Below are 12,731 nucleotides of genomic sequence, written 5' to 3' on the forward strand. Positions count from 1 at the left end.
CCGACCAAACTGCTTGACGCCGGCGGTCGGGCCGATCCGGTCGGCCCGACCGCCGGCTCTCGTCGGCCAGCCGGGACCGACCCGCCGATGACACCGACAGCAGGGTCAGTCCGACAGCGCCGCCCGGGCGCGCAGCAGCACCGCGACCTGCTCGCACCACTCACGGTTCTCCTGCTCGAACCGGCGGCCGCGCAGACACGTCAGGTACGGCCCGATGCGCTCACCCTCGCGCAGGAACGTCTCCTCGTCCCGTTCGCCACGCAGCCGCCGCGCCGGCAGCCAGCGCGGCCGCGGCGATGTGGGTGCGTGTGCGCATGGCGCCTCCCTTCGATGGTTTCGCGGTCACGCGACGCGGCGGATGCGGCGGACGGCGAGGTAGAGCAGCAGGGCGGCGACGGCGACGAAGATGCCGGTCTCGATGCCCTGGAATAGCCAGTACCGGGAACCCGACGAACGAGGAAGAGCACACCGATCAGGGTCTGGGGTCGATGGGCTCAGACCAGCGCTGATGCTGCCAGATTGCGTTTGACGGCCTGGACCTGGTCCTCGTCGAGCGGCCCGACCCCGGAGGCCACAAGCAGGGGCAGGCGCACCCTCGCTGAACTGTCAGCGGTTGCGAGGCCCCAGCCATAATCTGCGGCATGAGGTTGCTGCACGAGGTGTGGATCATCGTCGCGCCACTGGTCGGCCTCGCGGCGGTGATCGCCCTGGCAATTGATGCTCGCAGGCGTCGCCTAGCGCGAGCCGCCGTGGACGCATCGGCTTGGCCAGATCTGCCCAGGGATACAGTGGCGGTCGAGATGCCTCAATTGGGCGAGGGAATCACGACCGCAACAGTTATCCGGATCATGAAGCACGTGGGCGAGCCGGTACAGGTTGGTGACGCGGCAGCGGAGGTATCGACCGACAAAGTCGATACAGAAATCCCGGCCACGGCCGCCGGAACGGTTGCGGCTGTTTTCGTTGGCGAGGGCGATGAGGTTCCGGTCGGATACCCGCTGCTCGCCGTAAGGCCGTCAGCGGTGGCCGAACAGCAGATGAAGTGCTGAGCCGGCTTACCCTCTGCCTCGCAAAGGTGGTCCTCATCGACCAGCATGAAGCCAGCTGCCCGCCCGAGTCTTGACCCCTCACTTGTAAGCTCTGAACACGCTGTCCGCCGAGATCCGGTGGCGTCCCGGGTCCTCAGCGTTGCGGCAACGCCACCGGCGGTGCTCGCTGTGCCGCCCACCAGAGAACAGCCCTGGGTACGACGCCGCCCTCACCCTGCTCTAGCTGGCGGCAGCAACCCTGCGCGATGTTGCCACCCCGATGCTCCTATGGATGTCAAGCTCCGTCGACCGGCTCCTGGCGGAGCTTGACCCCTTCGTCCGGAAGGAACAACCACCGGCTTGTGAGCTGCGCTGGCGACTCGTTTGAGCTGGCCGAGCGGTCCGCCAGCGTCCGTGGTTGTCCACCGCCGCCGCGCCCGTCGTCACCCGGTTAGTACTCCAGCAGGAGATCGTTTCAGGGCTCAGTGAGGGCTTGTCGTGCGTAGTGGCTGATCTTGGCTTCGGCTTGGTGCTGGCGTCGGAAGATGGACCAGGCGATGAGGTCGCCGATGCGTCGGGTGGGTTCGATGACCAGGGCGTGGAACAGGCGGCGGAGTTCGTTGACGGTGATCGGGATCAGGCCGTCCGGGGTGGTGGTGCTGGCCGCTGCGGCGGCGGCGAGGAACGCGTGTGCGGCGATGACGAGGGTGGTCCAGCGGTGCCAGGCCCGCCAGCGGCGGTGTTGGTGCTGGTCCAGGCCGAGCCCGGTCTTGGTGGCCTGGAAGGATTCCTCGATGCTCCACCGTCGGCCGGCGATGGCGGCCAGGTGGTGCAGGGGGGGACGATGTTGGGTGACCAGCAGCGGTAGAACGCCAGCTCACCGGTGGTGCGGTTGCGCCGGATCAGCAGCCAGTGGTGACCGTCGTGTTGGTCGACGGCCAGGGGCAGGGTGACGAACGCCCAGTCGTAGTAGCGGTGCCCTTTCGCCCCCTGGCCGACGGAGATCCGCTGCCACGCCCGTATCGGCAGGCCGACGGCGATCTGGTCCGCTCGCTGGATGCCAAGCCCGGTCGGGACCCGGTGCGAGCAGGCGACCGCGAGGACGTAACCGAGTCGATGGTCGCGTAACGCCGCGGCCAGGTGCGGGTCACCGCCGTAGGCCTCGTCGCCGGCAACCCATCGGCATGGCAGGCCACCGGAGACGGCGGTGTCGATCAGCCGCTGTGCCAGCTGCGGTTTCGTGGCGAAGCCGACGGTGTCGGGCACTCCAGCCTCCACCCGACGCGCGGGGTCGTCGGTCCAGGACTTCGGCAGGTAGAGAGCGACGTCGACCAGGGTGTGCCCGGCTGGTGAAGCATAGGAAAGGTGCACCGCGAGCTGGCAGTTCTCGATCTTCCCGGCGGTGCCGGAGTACTGCCGTTGCACCCCGACGGTGTGCACGCCCTTCTTCAGGTCACCGGTCTCGTCGATCAGCAGCACACCGTCCGGGTGCCCGAGCTTGACCGCGACGAAGTCCCGCACGTCGGCGCGGACCTGCGCGTCGTCCCACCTGGCCCGACCGATCAGGTCCTGCATTCCTCCTGGCCCGTCGTCACCGGCGTGTTCCGCGATCGTCCAACAATTCTTCGTCGGCAACGGCGCCAGCAGCCCGGCCATGAAGTCCCGCACCCGCCGACGCGGCTCAGGCCGGCCGAAGCGCGACCCGACCACGTCCATCAGCTCGTCAAACAGCCCAGACCATCGCTGGACGTCTACTCTGTAGGCGGCAGCCACCGCCGTATCTTTGGTCCACACAACCACGAGACTCAGCGGTGGCTGCTCCCCGCCCACGGACAAAACCACACCGCCGCAGCAGGTCAGAACGGATGGATCTCCTGCTGAAGTACTAGTAGTGCTTTGTTAGGTCGTTGTGGCGTGTCGCTTGTATGGGTGTTGTGGCGGTGTTTGGCTGCGGTGCGTGGATGAGCGGGATCTCGTTCGGTTGCGGGCGCGGTTGGAGGACTTCGCGGCGGGGATCTTCGCGGGGTTGCGGCGCTCGGATCAGCGGGCGACTGGTCTGCGGTATCTGCGTGGGCTGATGCTGGACGGCCGGCGTAAGTCGATGCAGCCGATGGCGCAGCGGCTCGGGGTCGATCACCAGCACTTGCAGCAGTTCTTGACGTCCTCGACCTGGGATGTCGCCGGTGTGCGGCGGCGGCTGGCGACGGCCGCGGTTGATCTGGTGACGCCTCAGGTGTGGGTGGTCGACGCTTCGGCCGTCAGTCCGAGGTCCGGATCTGCTCCAGGTAGGTCAGAGGTTCCCGGAGGTACTCCATGAGCTCCCGCAGCGCGTCCTTCTCCGCCGTGGTGATCACGACGTCCTCCTCCGACAGGGCGCCGACGAGGTCCGTGATCGCGTGGTCCCAGGCGCCGGCGCCTCTGGCCATCAGGACCATCGACCGGTACTTCGGGCTGATCTTGGGTGCGACCTGGTCGATGATCCGGGGGCTGAGCCGGACGTAATCGTTGACTTCCATGGGTCTCCCGTGGATGCGGTGGTTAGGCCGGCGGGTTGGTTCTGACGCCCTCGCCGCTGAGCGGGAAGCCGCCGGAGATGCTGCCGTCCTTGCCCAGGGTAACGACGCATCGTAGCCAAGATCAGCCACTACGCCCCCGACAAGCCATCACCAGCCTTGAAACGGATCTCCTGCTGGAGTATTAGCCACTCATCCGCATTGCCGGAAAGATCCTCGAACACATGGCCTCGACATCGCGCAGCCCCTCGTCCTCCTCGTAGATGCAGGTCGCACAGATAGAGAGGTCCCGGCCGTCCGGCCTCGGGTGCACCTGGGGCGCGTGTCCGCACTCGGGACAGGGCTCGCCATCGTGACTGGTCATGATGCGATCGTCGCAGCTGTGCACGATCAGTTTGGACGGCGCGTCGATCTCGACGTGGGCGACCGTAATTGTGCTGGTGACAAGGATGATTCTCCGCTGACGGGGCAGGGAAGGCGGCAGGGCAACCCGCTGCTGACCTTTGTTGACCGCCCTGTCGGACACGCAGCGGGCACGGCCTGCACCTTGTCACTAACGGCGGGTAATGGCGGCATAGATCTGGCTGCCAGCCAGTACACCCAGCGCAGCACAAGCGACATCACGAGAAAAGTCCGGTGGCCCGCCGGACACCACGGCAGCCACTCTGTGGCGATGGTCCTTCGACTCGTGGAGCCAACCGACTGAGGAAATAAGTATCGAGGAGAGCGCTAGTTCGACTGCGTCGGGCCATACCAGCGCAACAAAGGAGACTATTGCCACGGAAACGCCGAAACCCGTGGCCGACCGAAACAACGCATCCCGACCAGACACGGGTAGGCGCTCCACATCGGGGCGGGCAACAACGTCTTGATCCACGGTAGAACCGTACGCTCGCCGAACCGCCCGTGGAAGTGGCCTACTCGTGAACGCAACTCCTGGCCATCTGTCGACGTTCACCGCTGCATTGACCGGGTTGTTGGCGCTGCTCCTCGACTAGAACGCGGTCCGACTGCCATCCCGTCTGTCGACCCGCCCTCCTGGGGAGCGGCCGCCGCCCCAGCCCGCCACGTCAAAACCACCGTGACGCACGGTCGGACGCCGGCGGGTTGGGCGGCGGCCCGCTCGGCTTGCCCGGGTCGGTGGCAGGCGGGGGTGGGCCTGCGCAACCACCCACGGACCGCAACGCGCCGACGGGTTTGGATCGGGGCAGCGGTGGCGATCCTGAAACGGACCGACCTCACAGGGGGGTTGGTGCCATCGCATTAGGTGTGGTTGCTGTGGTCGGAGGGTTGCTGACCCTGTCGCGACACACAGAAGTTCCGTGCAACGTCAGCCATGTCTTGACTGTTGCCGTCGTCGGCACCGGCCTCGGCACTGTCGCTGGCGGCGCAATGTTGCTCCAGCGGGCAGGCCCTCTCCATCGCGTCAACGCATCTTGGCGGCATCTGATCGGGGACCTCGGTGGGAGCTGATGGCTACGGCTGTCGCGACGGTCATTCATATGTCGCTGCCGGTGTTGCGCGGGAAACGACCTACGCCTCTGCTCCGTTCAGACGCGATCACGAGCCCCGAGCTCGAAAGTCCGTGGCCGGCTTGCACCTCCGCCTACATCCGGATCTGCCGCGTCCGGACCCTACGGACCGTGACCGGATACCCGGTGCCGCAACGTCCGGTCATGTCGATGAGTGCGTATGCGATCCCTGCCTCGACCGGCCAGACCACATTCCCCTTCGCGCCGAACGACATTCGCTTCCGCGGTCGACTGCGCGCTGAGTGCGACGTGATTTCCGCGCAGTCACCGATGGCAGCCTTCCGAACGGGAAAGACGGAGTGTCGGTCGCCGGGCGGCTGCGAGCACCGCGCCCCTGACGACTACAAACGACGCCGAGTTGGCCGCGGCTCCGACCAGCCGGCCGGACTACTCCGGATACGTCGGCGCCCACCACCGAAGAGGGGCTTCGATGGTGGACGCGGCGTGGCGTCAGACGACGATGACTGTTTTGCCGAGCAGCTTGCCGTTGCTTGCATCCTGGTGGATGGTCGGCAGTTCCTCCAGCGGCCGGCGGTCGGCGATGTGCAGCTCGAGTACGCCGCTGTCGATGCGGGAGACGAGGTCGGCCAGGTGGGAGGCGTCCGGGCCGACCCACACGCCGGCCGTGCGTACCGAGCGTGCGTCGTCGGCCGGCACCGGGCCGGCAGAGCTGACGACGATGCCGCCGTCGGCCACGTAGGGGGTCAGCTTCGCGAGGTCCTCGGGAGCCAGGCGTACGTGGTTCACCACCACGTCGAAGGGACCACCGACAGGGGCCGGGCCTGCGTCGAGGTCCAGCGGGTCGACGACCTTCTCCGCACCGTAGCCGTTCAGGCGGTCGGCATGCTGGGGGCCGTCGACGGCGGTCACCTTAGCGCCGGCTTCGACGGCGAGCTGGACCACGATGCCTCCCACCGCACCGCCTGCCCCGTTGACGAGAACGGTCTGGCCGGTCTTGATCCCGGCGAGTTCGACGGCTGCTTGGCGAGCGGCCAGCCCGGTCAGGGGTAGTGCGGCGGCGTCGGTCAGAGGGATGCTGCGGGGCGCGGCGGTCACCAGGTCGGCCGCCACGACCGCGTACTCGGCGGCTCCGCCGTGCTCATGCAGCGGGAACATGGCGATGATCGGGTCGCCGACCTGCAGTCCGCTGACTCCGTCGCCGAGCTCGGCAACGGTGCCCGCGACATCGAGGCCGGGGGTGATCGGCAGTGGGGTGGGGATCATCTCAGCGAGGACACCCAGCCGGATGTGGTCGTCGACGGGGTTGAACGAGGTGGCCACCACCTTCACCAGCACTTGGCCGGCGCCGGGGACCGGACGCTCCACCTCCTCCTGGCGCAGGACATCGGTGCTGCCGAACTCGTGGTAGCGAATAGCCTTCACTGCACTCTCCTCATGGTTTCGGGGTGTCGGATCCGTGGCGATCGGGGAATCTCCGGACGCCGCGCCGCCGCCACACTTGCCTGGGCAACTGTGAACGAGTGTGCTTGACTTGCCTAGGCAAGTCAAGGTGCGCGGCATCACAGAGACCGACCAGGTCAGTGCCTGCCTCTGAGCAGCGAAAGGCATCCGGCTGCCAGGGTTGCCCAGTCAAGTAAGCTGCGCGTATGACCGGCACCCCCCAATGGCTCGACGACGAGCAGCAGAAGCTGTGGCAGGACTTGCGCACCGTGGTCATCGCGCTGCCCACGCTGCTGGACCGCCAGTTGCAGCGGGACGAGGGCATCTCGAACTTCGAGTACAGCGTGATGGCTCGGCTGTCCATGACCGAGACGCACACGATGCGGCTCAGCGACCTGGCCGCGCAGTGCGACAGCACGCAACCACGGCTGTCCAAGCTGATGGTCCGTTTCGAGCAGCAGGGGTGGGTCACCCGGTTCCCTGACCCAAACAACGGTCGGTACACCCTCGCGACCCTGACTGACGCCGGACTGCATAAGGTCGAGGACAGTGCCCCAGCTCACGTCGAGCGGGTCAGGCAACTGGTGTTCGACCCACTCAGCGCTGCACAGCAACGCCACCTCGGCGTCGCGCTCTCCCGCATCGCCGCTCTGGTACGCGAGCAACTCGACGGCCGGTGAACGACGCCCACCGAACTGAGCTCGACACCTCAGCCGGGTCCCCAGAGTTCCGTCCTGGCAACGGCGATATCTCACGTCCACCAGTTACTCATTGAGCCCTTTTCAACGTGATCTTGCAGGTCGGCCCAGGTCGCCAGGGGCTCTGATCGATAGGGCGAGGCTCCAGGTAGGACAGCAAGTCGCCCAACCCGAGGCCCGACCGGGAGCCTCGCCGTGCTGTCCTACCACGCCACGATTCGCTGTCCAGCTCAACCCTGAACCACCTCGCCGACCGCATCCGCAACCACCGCCAGCAGCGGGAATCCCGGTGGAGGCGGCTGAACCCGGGCCGCCAGGCCCTGCTAGCCCTGGCCCACCTGCACAACGGCGACACCTGCACCCGCCTTACCGCCGGCCGACGGCAGCCTGCACCCGTGGGCCGGCCGTGCCCAGGATCCCGCGCCGGGCCGAGCTCGCTTCCGGCCTCCGCTTCGACGTCGTGGGCCCTGAACGATCGGGCCTTGGTGCGACTGCTGAACGTTCGGTCATAGTGGGCGCCCCGTGCGCCCACCCGGACGTATACCGTGACGGGCAAACATAGGCTGATATCGATTACGCAGGGGGTGTCGACATGGCGTTATCAAAACGGGTGGCCCTTGCGGCATCCTGGCTGGTAGCGGGAATGGGCGCGCTGACCGCCCTCGCCATGATCTCTGTGGTGCCTGGTAGCGCCTCGGCGGACACCATGGCAGGTGGATGCCGGGCGACGGCGCGTACCGACTCACATTGGGGCAATGGTCCGACGAGCGGCGCGGTCGTCGTCGTCACGATCACCAACACCGCGACGACGCCCGCGACGACCTGGTCGGTGACGTGGACGCTGGCGGACGGCCAACGGGTCGTCAACGCGTGGAACGCCACGGTCAGCACGTCGGGCCAGACGGTGACCGCGGTCAACCTCGCATGGAACGGCAGGCTGGCTCCGGGTGCCTCCACGACGTTCGGGATGCAGCTGGCCGGCTCGAGCTCGGCACCGGCGTTGAGCTGCAGTAACAATGCCGTGTCACCGCCCTCCTCGCCGCCGGTCTCCAACTCGCCGCCGGGGCCTGAGGACGTCAGGGTCACCGAGGCCGACACCCGGACCGCGGTGACCCTGGTCCTCGGGCAGACGCTCGGCGTGTCCCTGCCATCGAGCTACCTACCGTTGACGTCCGCCAGCCCGGCGTTGACCCTCGTGTCGAGCAGCGGCGGATACCCCACCGGTCAGCCGCTGACCGCGCTGTTCCGGGCAGCCGGTACCGGTTCGCTCGACCTGTCCACGGTGAGCGACGACCCGTGCTTCCACACGACGCCACCGTGTGCGAGACCGGTCCTGCAGTGGACGGTTCACGTCAACGTCGTCCCCGCGTCGCCGGCCGGAGACGTCAACCTGACCCAGGCCGCGAACCGGACCACGGTTAATTTGGTCATCGGGCAGACACTCGGCGTGTCGCTACCCGCGAACTACCGGCCGTTCACGTCCGTGAACTCTGCGTTGACCCTCGTGTGGACCACCGGTGGTTACCCCACCGGGCAGCCGCTCAGAGTGCTGTTCCGGGCGGTCGGGGGCGCCTCGTTCGACCTTTACACGCAAACTGACACGGCGTGCAACCACGACCCCACCCCGTGCCCCGGCCCATACCAGCCGTGGACGGTACGCATAAACACCCTCTACCCGCCGCCGTCCCGCTGACCGGGCCCACAACGACAAGTCGATCACCAAGCACCTCACCGCCACGCGCGCGCCGGCACCGGCGATGCTCGTCAGGTATCGGCGCACTCAGGGGAGGCGAATGCCGGGCCTGCGATTGACGCGCCGGCCACAACGGGCGCATGACTCCTTTGTCCTGGCGTACTCGCCGTGGCCGCCACCGCTGCCACATCAGCCCGCCGCCGACGCCGTGGAGGTACCGAGCTTGGCCGTGTAGGCCGTGGATGTCCAAGCCGCACTTACCCTCCTGGGACGGATCCACGACAGTCGGCACGTCGGACTTCCAAACACGGATCGACGCTACGCGAGGCTCACCGACCTGGACTCCGCAGGCGCCGACCTCGATCGGGCCGCGATGCTCGACTGCGGCATGACCGGTCGGAGACCCGTACCAACCCCGGCCGGATCCGGGAGCGGGTATCCCCCGAGAACAGTCGGCCTCGAGGATCGTTGACGATGTGCCGGTGGTACGTCGTGGTGAGTTGACCGGTGAGGCGTGGGTGGTGATCGCGCCGCTGCTTTCCGAGCCGGGCGGTTCGAGGGGGCGGTGGCGGGATCATCGGCAGGTCATCAATGGGATTCTATGGAAGCTGGGTACGGGCGCGCCGTGCGTGACCAGCCGGGACGCTTCGGGCCGTGGAAGACCTGCCATGAGCGCCTGCGGCGGTGGAACGCTGACGGCACGTGGGATCGGATCCTGGCCGCGTTGCAGGTCCATGACGACGGCACACCGGTGCAGTGGACGATCAGTATCGACTCGTCGATCGTGCGGGCGCACCAGCATCCGCTGGCGCCCGCAAAAAAGGGGCTCCACAACAAGTCCGGCGACGCCTGGTGCGCGAGATGGCGAGGCCATCGGCCGATCCCGTGGAGGGCTGAGCACGAAGATCCACCTCGCGGTCGACGGACGCGGCCGACCGTTGTCGCTCCTGCTCACCCCCGGTCAGACCGGCGACAATCCCCAGCTCCTGAGGTTGCTCGACGCGATCCGCGTCAACGAGCCCGGCCCCGGACGACCCCGCAAGCGCCCCGAGGTGCTCATCGCCGACAAGGGCTACGCGCTTGACTCGACGCGTCGAGCCCTGCGGCAGCGAGGAATCCGGCACGTCATCCCCGAACGCAGCGACCAGGTCCGCCCGCCGGGCAGCCAAGGGCAGCACCGGCGGACGACCACCAGCCTTCGACAAGGCGATCTACAAGAAGCGCAGCGTCGTAGAACGCTGCTTCAACCGGCTCAAACAGTGGCGTGACCTGGCCACCCGCTACGTCAAACGCGCATCCCTCTACCGGCGAGCCTCATCCTGATCGGTGCCGTCATCTGGCTTCCATGATCGACAGGACAGACCCTAGGCAGTCGCGGCCGGGGCGTACTCGGGCTCGCGACCCTCGCTCGCATTCGTGGCGTTGTTGGGGTCCGCTGTGGAGCGCCGCACTACCAGCGCCAGCCCGGCGATGACGATGGCGGCCGCAGCCAGCTCCGTCACGCCGACGGGCTCATCCAGCAGCAGCCACGCCGCGCTGAGCCCGAAGACAGGCACCAGGAGGCTGAACGGCGCCACTCTCGCGATCGAGTACTGGGCGATCAGCCGGTTCCAGATACCGAAGCCGACGAGAGTCGACACGTACGCGATGTACGCCACGGCTAGCAGTCCGCGCCACGACAGGCCGGTGATCGCATCGAGCACCGCCTGTCCGCCGTCGACCACACCGGCCAGGCCGAGCAGCGGTAACGGCGGTACCAGGCTCGACCAGACCAGCAGCGAGAGCGGTCGCGTCTCGCCGCTGGCCCGCATGATTAGGTTTGCCGTGGCCCAGCTGGCCGCCGCGAACAGCGTCAGCGCGAAGCCGATCACCGTGGCGTGGCCGCCGCTGCCGATTGCCAGCACCCCGATCCCGACCGATCCGACCAGTACGCCGGCCACCTGCGCCCGCGCCGGCCGCTCGCCGAGCACTGCCGCAGCCAGCAGCACCGACATAAGCGCCTGCGCCTGTAGCACCAGCGAGGCCAGACCGGCGGACATACCGGCTGCGAGCGCCGTAAACAGTGCGCCGAACTTCAGGACGCCGAGCACCAGCCCGTAGGCGATCACGTAGCGGAGCCGGGCGCTGGGGCGCGGCACCAGGAAGACCAGCGGCACCGCCGCCGCGACGAAGCGCAGCGCGGTCAGCACGAGCGGCGGCAGGTCGCGCAGGCCCAGCTCGATGGCGACGAAGTTGACGCCCCAGATAGCGGCGACGAGCAGGGCGAGAAGTCGGTGTGATGCTTTCATGCCGGCTACGCTGCCCGAGGCAACGCTTAAGGACCAGTTCAATGTTCTTCATCGCTGATGTAGCGTGGCTACATGAATCTTGACGTACGCCGGCTCCGCGTGCTGCACGAGGTTGCGCTGCGCGGCAGCGTCACCGCCGCCGCTGCGGCGCTGCACGTCACTCCGTCGGCGGTCTCCCAGCAGCTCGTTCAGCTGTCCCGAGAGGCCGGGCACGAACTGGTCGAGCGGGCCGGGCGCGGGATCGTCCTCACCCCTGCCGGCCAGGTGCTGGCCAGCCACGCGAAGGACGTGCTGGGCGCGGTGGAGCAGGCGGTGGCCGGGCTCGCCGCGCTCCGCCACGGCGTCAGCGGTACGGTGCGGGTCGGCGCGTTCGCGTCCGCAGCCGGCGCGCTGGTGGCCCCCTCCGCCGCACGCCTCCGGGCGAAGCACCCAAAACTAGACGTGCGGGTGATCGAGGCCGAAGACCAGCAGAGCCGCCTCGACCTGCGCTCCGGCACCCTCGATGTAGTGGTGCTGCAGGAGTACGATCACGTGCCCGCGCCGCTGGTCAATGACCTGGACCGGCATCCGGTCACCACCGACCCGATGCACCTGATCACCCCGGTCGCGTGGCGCCGTCGCACCGGCCGGCTGAGCGAACTGAGCGACGTGCCATGGATCGCCAGCGCCGAGCACACGCCTTGTCTACGGTCCACATTGCACGCTTGCCGGCTCGCCGGCTTCGAACCGGACATCAGGCACCGTGCCGTCGACTTCGCGCTCACGCTGGACCTCGTCGCGGCCGGGCTGGGCGCCGCGCTGGTGCCGGAGTTGGCACTGCGCCACGTGCCACCCGGGGTGCACGTGGAGCCACTGGTCGAGCCGGTCACCGAGCGGCGCATCTTCGCAGTCACCCGCGCCCTCGGTGGCACGCCGCAACGGCCCGCGGTGGACGCCCTCCTAGCGGAGCTGAGCGGCCCGACCGGCGTCCCGCGTGGACAGCTTGCGCCGATCATCGCCTGATGTACGTGCTTTGACCCCCGATCGACGAGCACTCGGCCATGATCGGGGCAACAGACGTTGCCGTCAGTCCGCGCGCACGTCAAGCCCGAGGTCGGTGGCGATGACCAGGAAGTTCAAGCAACACGGGAAGTGAACTCTTCACATCGTCAATGTCGCCGACCGCAGTGCCTAGGCTGATCGTCAGCGAGGAAACATCCTGGTCATCGACTTGTACAGGTCCTCGACAATACGGGCAGCCATCAGGCACGGGCGGTCTCTGACGTGACTTCATCTCCCGCCATTTGGTTTCCGGCGGTTGAGCCGTCGAGTCGGCCCCAGCTCATGATCACGTGCACGGATCTGCCGCGATCCGCATGCTTTACCGGGATCATCGTGCGTCGAGCCTGCCCGGGCGTACGGAGCCGGACAGGAGGACGAAGTTCAGCCGATGATGGCGGCGAGAGTTGGGTTCGCAGCTCGCGTCGTAGTCGACGGCTGCGGTGAGCAGTCTGGCGGTTGCTGAAAAAGCTGGGACTGCAGTTTCACCTGCCAGTTCGTCGGGAGCCGGGTCGCCGACCGCTACCCGCAGACCCAGAA

Annotated in this window: 9 protein-coding genes and 6 pseudogenes; 9 read left to right on the forward strand and 6 right to left on the reverse strand. The window is 67.6% G+C overall.

Annotated elements, in window-relative coordinates; all coding sequences use genetic code 11:
• Positions 1–105: 105 nt before the first annotated feature.
• Positions 106–270 (reverse strand): annotated as a pseudogene (locus tag AB0A90_RS02875) (PadR family transcriptional regulator); the annotation flags it as partial.
• Between the two features lie 371 nt (positions 271–641).
• Here AB0A90_RS02875 and AB0A90_RS02880 point away from each other — a divergent pair.
• The gene (locus AB0A90_RS02880) at positions 642–1,049 is read left to right on the forward strand and encodes a lipoyl domain-containing protein (RefSeq protein ID WP_357240598.1); all 408 of its coding nucleotides are present in this window, start codon (positions 642–644) and stop codon (positions 1,047–1,049) included.
• Between the two features lie 454 nt (positions 1,050–1,503).
• Here AB0A90_RS02880 and AB0A90_RS02885 read toward each other — a convergent pair.
• Positions 1,504–2,744, reverse strand: a pseudogene (locus AB0A90_RS02885) (IS701 family transposase).
• A 241-nt stretch (positions 2,745–2,985) separates the two neighbouring features.
• On the opposite strand from AB0A90_RS02885, the pseudogene AB0A90_RS02890 reads away from it, so the two are divergent.
• Positions 2,986–3,276: pseudogene (locus AB0A90_RS02890) on the forward strand (transposase); the annotation flags it as partial.
• 10 nt (positions 3,277–3,286) lie between these two features.
• Here the strand turns inward: AB0A90_RS02890 and AB0A90_RS02895 are convergent.
• A complete protein-coding gene (locus AB0A90_RS02895) occupies positions 3,287–3,544 on the reverse strand; it encodes a hypothetical protein (protein ID WP_357240601.1) in 258 nt (85 codons plus the stop codon).
• Between the two features lie 319 nt (positions 3,545–3,863).
• On the opposite strand from AB0A90_RS02895, the gene AB0A90_RS02900 reads away from it, so the two are divergent.
• Entirely contained in the window at positions 3,864–4,247 is a 384-nt protein-coding gene (locus AB0A90_RS02900; RefSeq protein WP_357240604.1) for a hypothetical protein, read from the forward strand.
• Between the two features lie 1,276 nt (positions 4,248–5,523).
• On the opposite strand, the gene AB0A90_RS02905 is transcribed toward AB0A90_RS02900, so the two are convergent.
• Positions 5,524–6,456 (reverse strand): NADP-dependent oxidoreductase, encoded by a 933-nt coding sequence (locus AB0A90_RS02905; RefSeq protein ID WP_357240607.1) that lies wholly within the window; start codon positions 6,454–6,456, stop codon positions 5,524–5,526.
• 224 nt (positions 6,457–6,680) lie between these two features.
• Between AB0A90_RS02905 and AB0A90_RS02910 the strand changes: the two genes are divergently transcribed.
• The 5 genes and pseudogenes from AB0A90_RS02910 (at position 6,681) to AB0A90_RS02930 (ending at position 10,214) form a co-directional block, all read left to right on the forward strand.
• Complete coding sequence (locus tag AB0A90_RS02910) at positions 6,681–7,154, forward strand: MarR family transcriptional regulator (protein WP_357240610.1); 474 nt, start codon at positions 6,681–6,683, stop codon at positions 7,152–7,154.
• A gap of 213 nt (positions 7,155–7,367) precedes the next feature.
• Positions 7,368–7,549: pseudogene (locus tag AB0A90_RS02915) on the forward strand (IS5/IS1182 family transposase); the annotation flags it as partial.
• A gap of 329 nt (positions 7,550–7,878) precedes the next feature.
• Positions 7,879–8,118: pseudogene (locus AB0A90_RS02920) on the forward strand (cellulose binding domain-containing protein); the annotation flags it as partial.
• 162 nt (positions 8,119–8,280) lie between these two features.
• On the forward strand, positions 8,281–8,865 hold the full coding sequence (locus AB0A90_RS02925) for a hypothetical protein (protein ID WP_357240683.1): 585 nt from the start codon (positions 8,281–8,283) through the stop codon (positions 8,863–8,865).
• A gap of 482 nt (positions 8,866–9,347) precedes the next feature.
• Positions 9,348–10,214, forward strand: a pseudogene (locus AB0A90_RS02930) (IS5 family transposase).
• A 15-nt stretch (positions 10,215–10,229) separates the two neighbouring features.
• Here AB0A90_RS02930 and AB0A90_RS02935 read toward each other — a convergent pair.
• A complete protein-coding gene (locus tag AB0A90_RS02935) occupies positions 10,230–11,153 on the reverse strand; it encodes an EamA family transporter (RefSeq protein ID WP_357240613.1) in 924 nt (307 codons plus the stop codon).
• Positions 11,154–11,225: 72 nt separating this feature from the next.
• On the opposite strand from AB0A90_RS02935, the gene AB0A90_RS02940 reads away from it, so the two are divergent.
• Positions 11,226–12,155: a LysR substrate-binding domain-containing protein gene (locus tag AB0A90_RS02940; RefSeq protein ID WP_357240616.1), complete on the forward strand. Its 930-nt coding sequence runs from the start codon at positions 11,226–11,228 to the stop codon at positions 12,153–12,155.
• A gap of 367 nt (positions 12,156–12,522) precedes the next feature.
• On the opposite strand, the gene AB0A90_RS02945 is transcribed toward AB0A90_RS02940, so the two are convergent.
• Positions 12,523–12,731: hypothetical protein (locus AB0A90_RS02945; RefSeq protein WP_357240619.1), on the reverse strand; the 209-nt coding region annotated here is incomplete at its 5' end.

It is taken from the genome of Micromonospora sp. NPDC049204 (genome assembly GCF_040647935.1).
Taxonomy (GTDB): domain Bacteria; phylum Actinomycetota; class Actinomycetes; order Mycobacteriales; family Micromonosporaceae; genus Micromonospora.

Excerpts from the sequence above, each read along its gene's own strand:
- AB0A90_RS02940 (WP_357240616.1), top strand. The coding sequence starts at position 11,226 with ATGAATCTTGACGTACGCCGGCTCCGCGTGCTGCACGAGGTTGCGCTG.
- AB0A90_RS02910 (WP_357240610.1), top strand. The coding sequence starts at position 6,681 with ATGACCGGCACCCCCCAATGGCTCGACGACGAGCAGCAGAAGCTGTGG.
- AB0A90_RS02895 (WP_357240601.1), bottom strand. The coding sequence starts at position 3,544 with ATGGAAGTCAACGATTACGTCCGGCTCAGCCCCCGGATCATCGACCAG.
- AB0A90_RS02935 (WP_357240613.1), bottom strand. The coding sequence starts at position 11,153 with ATGAAAGCATCACACCGACTTCTCGCCCTGCTCGTCGCCGCTATCTGG.
- AB0A90_RS02880 (WP_357240598.1), top strand. The coding sequence starts at position 642 with ATGAGGTTGCTGCACGAGGTGTGGATCATCGTCGCGCCACTGGTCGGC.